This is a genomic window from Klebsiella sp. BIGb0138, assembly GCF_004342285.1.
In the GTDB taxonomy this organism is placed as follows: Bacteria; Pseudomonadota; Gammaproteobacteria; order Enterobacterales; family Enterobacteriaceae; genus Klebsiella.
In genome coordinates this window covers 58,610-71,089 of record NZ_SMCV01000002.1, presented here as the reverse complement: position 1 = coordinate 71,089, position 12,480 = coordinate 58,610, and the positions used below count along the sequence as shown (strand labels likewise).

General features: G+C 55.8%; 10 protein-coding genes. 6 read left to right on the top strand and 4 right to left on the bottom strand.

Translation table 11 applies throughout. The features are described 5' to 3' along the window. Positions 1-87 precede the first annotated feature (87 nt). Positions 88-285, bottom strand: coding sequence for a hypothetical protein (locus EDF73_RS27410; RefSeq protein ID WP_165905647.1), 198 nt, complete (start codon positions 283-285; stop codon positions 88-90). 299 nt (positions 286-584) lie between these two features. Between EDF73_RS27410 and rluB the strand changes: the two genes are divergently transcribed. The 4 genes from rluB to EDF73_RS04730 all read left to right on the top strand — a co-directional run bounded on the left by rluB (position 585) and on the right by EDF73_RS04730 (position 6,376). Then, positions 585-1,466 carry a 23S rRNA pseudouridine(2605) synthase RluB gene (rluB, locus tag EDF73_RS04745; RefSeq protein WP_132726473.1) on the top strand — a complete coding sequence of 294 codons (882 nt, stop codon included), beginning with the start codon at positions 585-587 and terminating at the stop codon, positions 1,464-1,466. Between the two features lie 179 nt (positions 1,467-1,645). Further along, on the top strand, positions 1,646-3,007 hold the full coding sequence (locus EDF73_RS04740) for an MFS transporter (protein ID WP_132726470.1): 1,362 nt from the start codon (positions 1,646-1,648) through the stop codon (positions 3,005-3,007). 18 nt (positions 3,008-3,025) lie between these two features. After that, positions 3,026-5,377, top strand: a complete 2,352-nt coding sequence (locus tag EDF73_RS04735; RefSeq protein ID WP_132726467.1) for a glycoside hydrolase family 3 C-terminal domain-containing protein — start codon at positions 3,026-3,028, stop codon at positions 5,375-5,377. A 24-nt stretch (positions 5,378-5,401) separates the two neighbouring features. Continuing rightward, on the top strand, positions 5,402-6,376 hold the full coding sequence (locus tag EDF73_RS04730) for an AraC family transcriptional regulator (RefSeq protein WP_132726464.1): 975 nt from the start codon (positions 5,402-5,404) through the stop codon (positions 6,374-6,376). Here EDF73_RS04730 and cobO read toward each other — a convergent pair. Next, positions 6,348-6,938 (bottom strand): cob(I)yrinic acid a,c-diamide adenosyltransferase, encoded by a 591-nt coding sequence (gene cobO / locus EDF73_RS04725; RefSeq protein WP_132726461.1) that lies wholly within the window; start codon positions 6,936-6,938, stop codon positions 6,348-6,350. The genes EDF73_RS04730 and cobO overlap by 29 nt on opposite strands. Then, a complete protein-coding gene (locus EDF73_RS04720) occupies positions 6,935-7,696 on the bottom strand; it encodes a YciK family oxidoreductase (RefSeq protein WP_132726458.1) in 762 nt (253 codons plus the stop codon). The genes cobO and EDF73_RS04720 overlap by 4 nt, the downstream gene beginning before the upstream one ends. Before the next feature lie 253 nt (positions 7,697-7,949). Here EDF73_RS04720 and sohB point away from each other — a divergent pair, with 253 nt between their 5' ends. After that, entirely contained in the window at positions 7,950-8,996 is a 1,047-nt protein-coding gene (gene sohB, locus EDF73_RS04715) for a protease SohB (protein ID WP_132726456.1), read from the top strand. A gap of 61 nt (positions 8,997-9,057) precedes the next feature. Here sohB and EDF73_RS04710 read toward each other — a convergent pair whose 3' ends face one another. Continuing rightward, a complete protein-coding gene (locus EDF73_RS04710; protein WP_132726453.1) occupies positions 9,058-9,309 on the bottom strand; it encodes a YciN family protein in 252 nt (83 codons plus the stop codon). Positions 9,310-9,723: 414 nt separating this feature from the next. On the opposite strand from EDF73_RS04710, the gene topA reads away from it, so the two are divergent. Further along, on the top strand, positions 9,724-12,321 hold the full coding sequence (gene topA / locus EDF73_RS04705) for a type I DNA topoisomerase (protein WP_132726450.1): 2,598 nt from the start codon (positions 9,724-9,726) through the stop codon (positions 12,319-12,321). Positions 12,322-12,480 lie beyond the last annotated feature (159 nt).

Genomic DNA, 12,480 nt, shown 5'->3' with positions numbered 1-12,480 from the left:
CCGACAGCCGATCCAGCAGGATGGCAATCAGCACCACCACGAAACCACTCTGTAGGCCAGTGCCAATTTCCGGCTGTTGAGTACTGCTCAAAATCTCGTTACCCAGCCCGCCGGCCCCGAATCGACATAGCCATCATGATTGTCATCATGTGGTGTGACAATTTTAGCCGCGCTTTGTATCACCTCGACATCGCTTTCAAGGGCACGTCGCAGGTAGTGAGCAAAGCCCTGTTTAGTGGCGGTGCGGTAGCCCTGTATCTTTCTCTTAAATTCCTCAATATCCATAGTCCCGTTCTGCACGAGAGGGATATACGGGCGGATCTGATTTATGATCACTCCAGCTTGTTTTTGACTGTCAGTACCGAGACTCAGACGTACAAAACTAGTTGAATCATTTAGTCTAAAATTCGTGTAGTATGTGCGCCCACGAATCATAGTGTGTGACAGCTTGTGTGACACGTTGTTTGCCATACTGTGTACCATGAAATAGTTACAGATCAGTGAGTTAAGTTTAAGTTCAAGCTAACTCGTTGTTTTTGAATGCATACCAGACGCCTGGGAAGGCGACACCTTAAGGAAGCTCAATGAGCGAGAAATTACAGAAAGTGCTGGCTCGCGCCGGCCACGGCTCCCGCCGTGAAATTGAAGCTAAAATCGAAGCTGGTCGCGTCAGCGTCGATGGTAAAATCGCCACCCTCGGCGATCGCGTAGAGATCGTGGCTGGTTTAAAAATTCGTATCGATGGTCATCTGATTTCGGTGAAAGAGTCTGCCGAGCAGATTTGCCGCGTGCTGGCGTACTACAAGCCGGAAGGCGAGCTCTGTACCCGTAACGATCCGGAAGGCCGCCCGACGGTGTTTGACCGTTTGCCGAAACTGCGCGGCGCGCGCTGGATTGCGGTGGGGCGTCTGGACGTCAACACCTGTGGCCTGCTGCTGTTTACCACCGATGGTGAACTGGCTAACCGTCTGATGCACCCGAGCCGTGAAGTTGAGCGTGAATACGCCGTGCGCGTGTTCGGCCAGGTGGATGATGACAAACTGCGTCAGCTGTCACGCGGCGTGCAGCTGGAAGATGGCCCGGCGGCGTTCAAAACCATTAAATTTGCCGGTGGTGAAGGGATTAACCAGTGGTACAACGTGACGCTGACCGAAGGGCGCAACCGTGAAGTCCGTCGCCTGTGGGAAGCGGTCGGCGTTCAGGTCAGCCGCCTGATCCGCGTCCGCTACGGCGATATTCCGTTGCCGAAAGGCCTGCCTCGCGGCGGCTATACCGAGCTGGATCTGGCGCAAACCAACTACCTGCGTGAGCTGGTTGAACTGCCTGCGGAAACTACCTCTAAGGTCGCGGTAGAGAAAGATCGCCGCCGGATGAAGGCGAATCAGATTCGCCGTGCGGTGAAACGCCATTCCCAGGTGGGGAACAGCAACAACCGCCGTTCGGGCGGCAGCCGTAGCAACGGCTAATCTTATTAAATCCGGCGGGGTTCCCGCCGGATTTCTCTGCGCTACCTTCCTTACATGTGATTCTTTTCACACTTCTGCATAAAGACAAAAAACAGGAAACGCCCGGACAAATAACGCAAAGTGCGGTTTCCGCTAACGCCATATACTGTCGCCACTGATTACAAAACAGGTCGCCAAAAATGGATACAGCAGGAAAACTATCGGCAAGCTATGTGGTTATCGGCGTCAAAGAGAAAATAGGTTATGGCTTTGGTGACTTTGCCTCAAATTTATCTTTCGGCTTTGTCTCTCTGTTTTTACTCTTTTTTTATACCAATATTTACGGTATCAGTGCGGTACAGGCTAGCCTGATATTTGTTATAGCCCGGGTTATTGATGCGGTCTTTAATATTGCGATCGGCTTTGCTATTGATAAAACCCACAGCCGATATGGCAAGTTGCGTCCCTGGTTATTCTATGGTTCGCTACCATTAGGCTTGTTAACCGTCTTGTGTTTTGTGCCGGTAGGCGGTGAGGCAAAATTTTATTTTGCGCTGATCTCTTATACGCTGTATTGCCTGGCATATACGGCAGTGAATACCCCTTATTCGGCGCTGACCAATCGCCTGACCCAGCACGAAGCTTCCCGTTCATCGCTGTCGGTATATCGGTTTGTGCTGGCTATTGTCGGCTATTTAATTGTCTCAACCACTGCCGACATACTGATTTCACCGTTTACTGATAAGCAGGCAGGCTACGTCTTCGCCGTCTCCTGTTTTGCGCTGCTGGCGACCTTTCTGTTCCTCGCCTGCTTCGGGATGACGACAGAGCGGGTGGGCGAAGAGGAGGAGATGGCCGCTCCGACGCTGCGTGAAATGCTGCGGGCGGTGATGGGTAATGCCCCGCTGCTTAATCTGTCGCTATTTACCGTATTTTTCTATATTGCCTACACCGTGTGGATGGCGATTGCTATCTATTTTATTAAATACATCATTGGTCATGAAGGCTATACCGCAACGTTCTTTATGATTCAGTCTGCGGCTTATATTGTCGGAACGGTGGTTTCAGAAAAAGCGATTGCCCTGATGGGGAAAAAGAAAATGGCCCTGGTGGCCTTACTGATAGGCGTGCTGGGCGTGCTGATGCAGTATTTTGTCGCGGGCCATAATCTGTGGCTAATTATGACCGGGGTGTGTCTCTACAGTATTACTCTGGGGATGGGGTTTGTGGCCATGTGGACGATGATTGCCGATACCGTAGAATATGCCGAATGGCACCACGGGGTACGTACGGAAGGGGCTATCTATGGCTTCTTTAATTTTATTACCAAAATCGCGATGGCCATTGGCGGCGGCTGTGCAGGCTGGCTGCTGGACTACTACCATTATGATGCGGGGAACATTACCGCCGGCGCAATTAACGGGATTAATATTCTGATGACCTTATTCCCGGGCGCGATGTTTGCGATTAGCGCGATATTTGTCGCGTGCTATTCGCTGGATGAAAAAACCTATCGTGACATTGTTCAGAAAATTAGCCTGCGTAAGCAGAATGCGCTTTAGCCGCAGGGAGTCAGAGAGATGAATACCGAATTTAACCCCCTTCTTGCCGCGATGAGCGCAGAAGAAAAGGTCGCGCTGTTGACCGGCAGCGGCCTGTGGCGCACCGCTTCGTTAGCGCAGCATGGTATTGCCGACATCGTGATGACCGATGGCACCTACGGCGTGCGCTACAGCAGCGCGCAAATAGACGGTGATGAAAAATGGAGCATGGACGACTTTATCTCGGTGATCACCCAGACCGCCGACCAGGCCTGCGTGGAAGAACCTGCGGCGAAGGGCGGCAGTGAAGCCCTGTTCAGCGCCTCGCTACCGGCGACCTGTTTTCCCAATGGTTCCAGCCTGGCCTGCTGCTGGGACGTGGAGCTGGTTTATCAGATGGGGCAGGCGCTCGGGCGCGAATGTCAGCAGATGGGCGTCGGCATTTTACTGGGGCCGGGCATCAATATCCGCCGTACGCCGCTGGCCGGACGAGGCTACGAATACTATGCCGAGGACCCGGTAGTCAGCGGGGATATTGCCGCGGCGTTAATCAACGGCCTGCAGCAGGAAGGGGTCGGCGCCAGTCTGAAACATTTTGCGGCCAATAATTCGGAATACCGGCGTACGGAAATGGATTCCATCATCGAGGAGCGGGCGCTACGTGAAATCTACCTTGCCGGCTTCCAGCGGGCGATAGCGAAATCTCAACCGTGGACGGTCATGTCTTCCTACAACCGTCTGAATGGCGTACAGACCTCGCAGGATCCCTTTTTACTGACCCAGGTTCTGCGTGATGAATGGGGCTATGACGGTCTGGTCATGTCCGACTGGTACGGTATTAAGGACCGTCCGGCATCGCTGCTGGCAGGCAACGATCTGGCGATGCCGGAAACCCGTCGCGACAAGCAGACGCTGCTGGCGGCTATTGAGGCTGGCGAGGTGCCGATGGCCGTCGTTGACCGCGCCTGCCAGCGGATGCTGGCGCTGCTGGAGAAGGTTCAGCGCCATCGCCGCCCGGAAACCGAGGCGGATTTCCCGGCTCATCACGCGCTGGCGCAGCAGCTGGCGGCTGAATCTATCGTGTTGCTGAAGAATGACGATAACCTGCTGCCGCTGCGGGCGGAACGCACCCGGCGGATTGCGGTGCTGGGCAAGCCGGCGCAGGAGCCGGTGATTCAGGGGTCTGGCTGTGCCACAACGGTTCCTTATTTACTCGATCGTCCGCTTGATGAAATTTTCGATCTCGCCGGGGATGATTTTAACGTGAGCTGGGCGATTGGCGCCCCGGATGATATGCAAAGCTGTCAGCAGGCGCTGGCCGAAGCGCGAGCGGTGGCTCAGGAGGCGGACGTGGCGGTTATCTTCGTCAGCACCGCCGTCGGTGAAGATGGCGAGAACGGCGATCGTCACGATCTGAATATCCTTGCGGTACATGAACAGCTGATTCGCGAAGTGGCGGCGGTGCAGCCCAATGTGGTGGTGGTGCTGGCGAACAGCGATGCGGTAGTGATGCCCTGGCTTCCCGGGTGTAAAGCGCTGCTGGAAACCTTCTTCGCCGGGCAGGGAATGGGGCGAGCCGTGGCGGAAATTCTGTTCGGCAAGCGCAACCCGTGCGGTAAACTGACGGTGACGGTGCCGAACGCCCTCGAAGAGACACCCGCCTGGCTCAATTATCCGGGGGAAAACCTGCGCCATCACTATGGTGAAGGACTCTTCGTCGGCTATCGCTATTATGATAAACGTCGCCTGACGCCGCTGTTCCCGTTTGGTTTTGGCTTAAGCTATACCCGGTTTACCTACAGCGCGCTGCAGCTCTCTGCGTCACGGCTCGGGGAGGGCGAGACGCTGACCGTCTCTTTCGATCTGACTAACCGCGGCGATCGCGAGGGCAAGGAGATTGTACAACTGTACGTTAGCGCGCCGTCCGGGGAGCTGATTCGCGAAGAACAGGCGCTTAAAGCGTTTACAAAAGTGGCGCTGGCCGCTGGCGAAACCCGCCGCGTCAGCCTGCGGCTACCGGTCAGCGAACTGGCCTGTTATCATCCGGGCCTTGCGGACTGGGTGATTACGCCGGGGATCTGGCAGATTCGGGTGGGGAGCTCCTCGCGCGATCTGACGCTGGGGGCGCCGCTGACGGTGGATTGCCCGCCTCGCTATGCGCCTCTGCGTGACGACAATTCGCTGCAGCAGCTGATTCTGCAGCCCGAAGCGCTGAGTCGGGTGGTGGCGCTGATCGCCCGCAAGAGCCAGCTGCCGCCGGCGCAGATCCGCGAACGGCTGATCCAGCTGGCGCCGGATCTGTTCTGCGGGCTGTTGATTGCGCTGACGGAGTTTTTAGCGCTTGATATCGATCGCGATGAACTGAATACCGTACTTGCCGGGCGTGAATAATCGTCCCGCGCCAGGAGATTACGCATGTTTCCATTTTCCGTCACCCATCCTCGGCCGGCGACAGAGACCGGGCGGCATACGGTGAGCAGCGGCTATGAGCTGATCGCCTTCGATGCGGAAAAGCTCAACGCCTTTGCCGCTGAGGTACGCTACTGCGAGCCTCACTGGCACCCCGCGCCGGAACTGATCGCCGTCCTGTCGGGGCGCTTTTCTATCGCTATCGGTCAGCAGAGCGTGGAGCTGGTTCAGGGCGAGATGCTGTATATCAATGCTGAAGCGGTGCATTCGCTGTGCGCGGAAGAGGCGGCCAGCTCGCTGGTGACGGTTCAGTTTTCTCCCGGGCTGTTTGATCAACTGCATCCTGCGCCGCTGCTCAACTGGTGTACCCGGGGGCGTTCTCAAACGCCGGCGGATCGCCAGGTGCATCGGCGGCTCATCGCACTATTAAACCAGCTGGTTGATAACTCTGCGCCGTTTCAGCGTATCGCGACGACCTACCTGCTGCTGGATGCGCTGGTATGCGCGGGCGAGCCGGCGGCGCAGGTGGCGAGTTCCCTGCGCGAAGAGGCGATGATCAAAAAAGGGATTGATTTCATTAACCAGCACTTTGACCGGCCCCTGACGCTCGGCGAGGTCGCCAACCATAGCGGCATGAGCTATTCGTGGTTCTCCCGGCTGTTCAAGAAGGTGAGCCGGCACAATTTTAAAGAGTATCTGACGCTGGTGCGGCTGAATAAGGCGCGGGCGCTGTTGCGCGACACCCGTACGCCGATCACCGATATCAGCCATAGCTGCGGTTTTCAGGAGCATAAGTCGCTGATTGCCGCCTTTAACAAATACTGCGGTATGACGCCAACCGAGTACCGCAAGCGTTTTGTCTCACGGCAAAATATTCACCAAAGCGCGCTGGCATCAGGCGAGGATTGCCTGTGTCTGCCGCTCAATCATGCGCTGGTCGAGCGTCTGGCGCTTAGTAATCAATCCCCATCTGCGCTTTGATACCGGCATCGAATGCGTGCTTCACCGGCCGCAGTTCGCTGACGGTATCCGCCAGTTCAATGAGCTCGCGGTGGCAGCCGCGCCCGGTGATAATCACCGTTTGCTGTGCCGGGCGATTGCGCAGCGCGGAAAGCACCTCGGCAAGCGGCAAATAGTCATACGCCACCATATAGGTCAGCTCGTCGAGCAGGACCATATCCAGCGTCTCGTCAGCCAGCATGCGTCGCGCATGTTCCCAGACCGCGAGGCAGGCAGCGGTATCGCTTTCACGATCCTGGGTATTCCAGGTAAAACCGGTGGCCATGACCTGAAACTCAACGCCGTGCGGTTCCAGCAGATTGCGCTCGCCGTTGGGCCAGGTGCCTTTAATAAACTGGATAACGCCCGCTTTCTTGCCATGCCCGATGGCGCGGGTTACGGTACCAAAACCGGCGGTGGTTTTACCTTTGCCGTTGCCGGTGAAAACGATCACAATGCCGCGTTCTTCCTGCGCTGCCGCCACCCGGGCGTCCACTTTCTCTTTTACCCGCTGCTGGCGTTCACGGTAGCGTTCATCACTCATTGTGCAATTCCTGGTTTACGCCCCGGTTGGGCGTCGAAGGTCATTCCCGTCTTCCGACGGCTGTCATCGCCCATCAGCCAGAGATAAACCGGCATGATGTCGGCGGGGGTTTTCAATTTTTGCGGATCTTCCGTCGGGAAGGCGTCGGCGCGCATTTTGGTTCGCGTTCCGCCCGGATTAATGCAGTTCACCCGCAGGTGACGGCTCTGATACTCTTCAGCCAGCACCTGCATCATCCCTTCCGTGGCGAACTTGGACGCCGCGTAGGCTCCCCAGTTGGCACGCCCCTGGCGGCCGACGCTGGAAGAGGTGAAGACCAGCGAACCCGACTCGGATTTGAGTAATAAAGGAAGCAGCGCCTGGGTGAGCATAAAGGTGCCGTTGACGTTGACCTGCATCACCTGCTGCCAGACCTCCGGATTTTGCTGCTCCATCGGACAGACGTCGCCCAGCAGGCCAGCGTTATGCAGCACGCCGTCGAGGCGCGGGTAGTGGATGCTTATCTGCTGGGCCAGCTGCTGGCACTCCTGCGGCGTGCAGGTTAACAAATCGAGGGTAAACCAGGTCGCCGGGATCCCGCCGTCCTGTTGAATTTCTTGCGCGACGTTGCGCAGTTTCTCTTCGTTACGGCCGACCAGGATAACGCTGGCGCTGTAGCGGGAATAGGTCAGCGCGGCTTCACGGCCGATACCGTCGCTGGCGCCGGTAACCAGGATGATGCGGTCTTTGAGTAAATGACTCTGCGGTTGATAGTGCACGGCGACTCCTTGGGTGACCTGCTGACGATCACGCTTTGTATTCGGTATCTCACTTTTGCGTTTTATGCCTGAAACAGCCGGGTATTGCAATCAGCGAAAAGGAAACTCTTTTCGGAATTAATATCTTGCAACGATTTCATCGTCGCTGAAAAAACCGGAAGGCGTTGCGCACAGGACACAAAGCGCAGAGACTTCGCTGTGACGGCTGATGTACACTGTGCGTCAACGTCAGTGGTTTGCACAAGGTGAAAACGTGGAATTACTTGCTCAATATGGCCTGTTTTTGGCCAAAATCGCGACAGTTGTCGTCGCAATTGCGGCGATCGCCGCGATTATCGTTAACCTGACTCAGCGCAAGAAGCAACGCGGGGAACTGCGGGTGACCAATCTTAGCGAGCAATACAAGGAGATGCGTGAAGAGCTGGCGGTTGCGCTGCTTGATGGCCCGCAGCAAAAGCAGTGGCACAAAGCGCAAAAGAAAAAGCACAAGCAGGAGGCGAAAGCGGCAAAAGCGCGGGCGAAGTCAGGTACTGCGGAGCCAAACGGCAAGCCGCGCGCCTGGGTGCTGGATTTTAAAGGCAGCATGGACGCGCACGAGGTCAACAGCCTACGTGAAGAGATCACCGCGGTGCTGGCAACGGCGAAAGCGCGCGATCAGGTCATTCTGCGGCTGGAAAGCCCCGGTGGCGTGGTTCACGGCTACGGCCTGGCGGCCTCACAGCTGCAGCGCCTGCGCGATAAGCAGATCCCACTGACTGTGGCGGTGGATAAGGTGGCGGCCAGCGGCGGCTACATGATGGCCTGCGTGGCGAACAAAATTGTCGCCGCGCCGTTCGCCATTCTGGGCTCGATCGGCGTGGTGGCGCAGATCCCCAACATTCATCGTTTCCTGAAGAATAAGGACATCGATGTTGAACTGCATACCGCCGGTCAGTACAAACGCACCTTAACGATGCTGGGCGAAAACACCGACGAAGGCCGGCGCAAGTTCCGCGAAGACCTCAACGACACTCACCGTTTGTTTAAAGATTTCGTCCACCAAATGCGCCCGACGCTGGATATCGAGCAGGTGGCGACCGGCGAACACTGGTATGGCGTGCAGGCGCTGGAGAAAGGGCTGGTGGATGTGGTGGAAACCAGCGACGAGCTGATCCTCGGCCTGATCGACAACCATGAAGTGATCGGCGTGCGTTATCTGCAGCGTAAAAAGATGCTCGACCGCTTTACCGGCAGCGCCGCCGAAAGCGCGGACCGCCTGCTGCTACGCTGGTGGCAGCGGGGGCAAAAGCCGCTGCTGTAAATAATACAACGCGAGGCTCATGCCTCGCGTTGTCGTAATCGGCCCGGTAAACCTGAAAGGCTTAATCGGCCAGGTGATACTTCTCAGACAGCGTATGCGCGAGGTATTTGAACATATTAAATACCGCCGTACTCTTCGCCGTCGGCAGACCTTGCTCATCAAGATAAAACTCGCCGCTGAACACCAGCACCCCGTTACGTTGCACAACGTCGGTGGCTTCGATCCCGGCTAACGTATCTTCATGCTCCCGAATCAGTTTATTGGCTATTGCAAGCAGCGTCTGGCGCTCGATGGGTTGGGTTGTACCTTGCATAATTCACTCCTGTGATTCTTCGGGCGCTAGTTTACGCCGCGTAGCGGGAAGGGGCAAATTTTCCATTTAGATTGCAGGGATAATTGCAAAGGTCTAAGAAACATGACTTTACTGGCAGGATTTGCTTTTGCATGCTAATAAAGTTGCGTAACGAATTTTATCAGGTACAGTGTGACGCTTTCGGCGATCTGGCAACAGATTTGCTTGACATTCGGCCAAAAATTCTTCGTGCTATGTCACCTGACTGAGAAAAAGTCAGTAAACTCAGCTATCTGGTTTTATGGATGTGAAACCGGACGTGCAAAGGGTTGATATCCATCGACGGCGTCGCAACATCTGACGTACGTCGCCAGTGGATGGTGAATCAAAATGTGCGATGTATTCCTGGATGAATCAAATTAGGTAAAGGTGAATATGGGTAAAGCTCTCGTTATCGTTGAGTCCCCGGCAAAAGCCAAAACGATCAATAAGTATCTGGGTAATGACTACGTGGTGAAATCCAGCGTCGGTCATATCCGCGATTTGCCGACCAGTGGCTCAGCTTCCAAAAAGAGCGCCGACTCTACCTCCACCAAAGGGGCTAAAAAGCCTAAAAAGGATGAACGTAGCGCTCTGGTCAACCGTATGGGTGTGGACCCATGGCATGACTGGAATGCACACTATGAAGTACTCCCGGGTAAAGAAAAGGTAGTTTCAGAACTCAAACAGTTGGCGGAAAAAGCCGACCATATCTATCTCGCAACCGACCTTGACCGCGAAGGAGAAGCCATTGCATGGCACCTGCGGGAAGTTATCGGTGGGGATGAAAAACGCTATAGCCGCGTGGTGTTCAACGAAATCACTAAAAACGCGATCCGTCAGGCCTTTGATAAGCCGGGCGAGCTGAATATCGATCGTGTCAATGCCCAACAGGCGCGTCGCTTTATGGACCGCGTGGTGGGATATATGGTTTCCCCGCTGCTGTGGAAAAAAATTGCCCGCGGTCTCTCCGCGGGCCGCGTCCAGTCGGTTGCGGTACGTCTGGTGGTCGAACGCGAACGCGAAATTAAAGCCTTCGTTCCGGAAGAGTTCTGGGAAATTGACGCCAGCACCACCACGCCGGGCGGTGAGGCTTTACCGTTGCAGGTAACGCACAAGAACGACAAGCCGTTTCGTCCGGTTAATCGCGATGAAACCATGGCTGCCGTTGCGCTGCTGGAGAAAGCCAGCTACAGCGTGCTGGAGCGTGAAGATAAACCGACCAGCAGCAAGCCGGGCGCGCCGTTTATCACCTCGACATTGCAACAGGCAGCCAGCACCCGCCTGGGCTTCGGGGTAAAGAAAACCATGATGATGGCGCAGCGTCTGTATGAAGCGGGCTACATCACCTACATGCGTACTGACTCGACCAACCTCAGTCAGGATGCGCTAAGCATGGTCCGTGGCTATATCGGCGATAACTTTGGTAAAAAGTATCTGCCGGAGAACGCGAACCAGTACGCCAGCAAAGAAAATTCGCAGGAAGCGCACGAAGCGATTCGTCCTTCTGATGTCAACGTGATGGCGGAAGACCTGAAAGGGATGGAAGCGGACGCGCTGAAACTGTATCAGCTGATCTGGCGCCAGTTCGTCGCCTGTCAGATGACGCCAGCGCAGTACGACTCTACCACTCTGACCGTCAAAGCCGGCGACTTCAAACTCAAAGCGCGCGGCCGTACCCTGCGTTTTGACGGCTGGACAAAAGTGATGCCCGCGCTGCGTAAAGGCGATGAAGATCGGACTTTACCGGTGGTTAATCAAGGCGAGAGCTTAAGCCTGGTTGAACTGACCCCGGCGCAACACTTTACCAAACCGCCTGCGCGCTTTAGCGAAGCATCGCTGGTTAAAGAGCTGGAAAAACGCGGCATCGGTCGTCCGTCGACCTATGCGTCGATCATTTCGACCATTCAGGATCGCGGCTACGTCCGGGTGGAAAACCGCCGCTTCTATGCGGAAAAAATGGGTGAGATCGTCACCGATCGTCTGGAAGAGAACTTCCGCGATTTGATGAACTACGATTTTACCGCGCAAATGGAAGATCGCCTCGACCAGGTTGCTAACCATCAGGCCGAATGGCGCCAGGTTCTGGACCACTTCTTTGGTGACTTCACCACCCAGCTGGAAACGGCGGAGAAGGATCCGGAAGAGGGCGGCATGCAGCCGAACCCGATGGTATTGACCAGCATCGACTGCCCGACCTGTGGTCGCAAGATGGGCATCCGCACCGCCAGCACCGGCGTGTTCCTCGGCTGCTCAGGCTATGCGCTATCGCCGAAGGAGCGCTGCAAGACCACCATTAACCTGGTGCCGGAAAACGAAGTGCTCAACGTACTGGAAGGCGACGATGCCGAAACCAATGCGCTGCGCGCCAAGCGTCGCTGCCAGAAATGCGGTACGGCGATGGACAGCTACCTGATCGATCCGAAGCGCAAGCTGCACGTCTGTGGTAATAACCCAACCTGCGACGGCTATGAGATCGAAGAAGGCGAGTTCCGCATCAAGGGGTATGACGGCCCGATCGTGGAGTGTGAAAAATGTGGTTCTGAAATGCACCTGAAAATGGGACGTTTTGGTAAGTACATGGCCTGCACCAACGACGAATGTAAGAACACGCGTAAAATTCTGCGTAACGGCGAAGTGGCTCCGCCGAAGGAAGATCCGGTTCCACTACCGGAACTGCCGTGCGAAAAATCGGACGCCTATTTTGTTCTGCGTGACGGTGCCGCCGGCGTGTTCCTCGCGGCCAACACCTTCCCGAAATCGCGCGAAACGCGTGCGCCGCTGGTGGAGGAGCTGTACCGCTTCCGCGACCGCCTGGCGGAGAAGCTGCGCTATCTGGCCGATGCGCCGCAGCAGGATCCGGAAGGCAACAAAACGCTGGTGCGTTTTAGCCGTAAAACCAAGCAGCAGTACGTGGCGTCAGAAAAAGAGGGTAAAGCGACCGGTTGGTCCGCCTTCTATATTGACGGCAAATGGACTGAAGCGAAGAAGTAAGCGTTTTACTCTCTCAGAAGGGCCGCCATGCGGCCCTTTTTCCTGTGGATTTCCCGCTGAAATGCGCGTTCTTGCGGCGCCTGGCGCCAGCCTTATAACCGGCTTATTATTTTTCGTTAGTATCTATACACTGTAGATATAAATGATATAGTGGTTATA

Bases quoted from the DNA above. Each gene is read 5' to 3' on its own strand.
- EDF73_RS04710 (WP_132726453.1), bottom strand. From the start codon at position 9,309: ATGCAAGGTACAACCCAACCCATCGAGCGCCAGACGCTGCTTGCAATA.
- EDF73_RS27410 (WP_165905647.1), bottom strand. From the start codon at position 285: ATGGATATTGAGGAATTTAAGAGAAAGATACAGGGCTACCGCACCGCC.
- EDF73_RS04730 (WP_132726464.1), top strand. From the start codon at position 5,402: ATGTTTCCATTTTCCGTCACCCATCCTCGGCCGGCGACAGAGACCGGG.
- topA (WP_132726450.1), top strand. From the start codon at position 9,724: ATGGGTAAAGCTCTCGTTATCGTTGAGTCCCCGGCAAAAGCCAAAACG.
- cobO (WP_132726461.1), bottom strand. From the start codon at position 6,938: ATGAGTGATGAACGCTACCGTGAACGCCAGCAGCGGGTAAAAGAGAAA.
- EDF73_RS04740 (WP_132726470.1), top strand. From the start codon at position 1,646: ATGGATACAGCAGGAAAACTATCGGCAAGCTATGTGGTTATCGGCGTC.
- EDF73_RS04735 (WP_132726467.1), top strand. From the start codon at position 3,026: ATGAATACCGAATTTAACCCCCTTCTTGCCGCGATGAGCGCAGAAGAA.
- rluB (WP_132726473.1), top strand. From the start codon at position 585: ATGAGCGAGAAATTACAGAAAGTGCTGGCTCGCGCCGGCCACGGCTCC.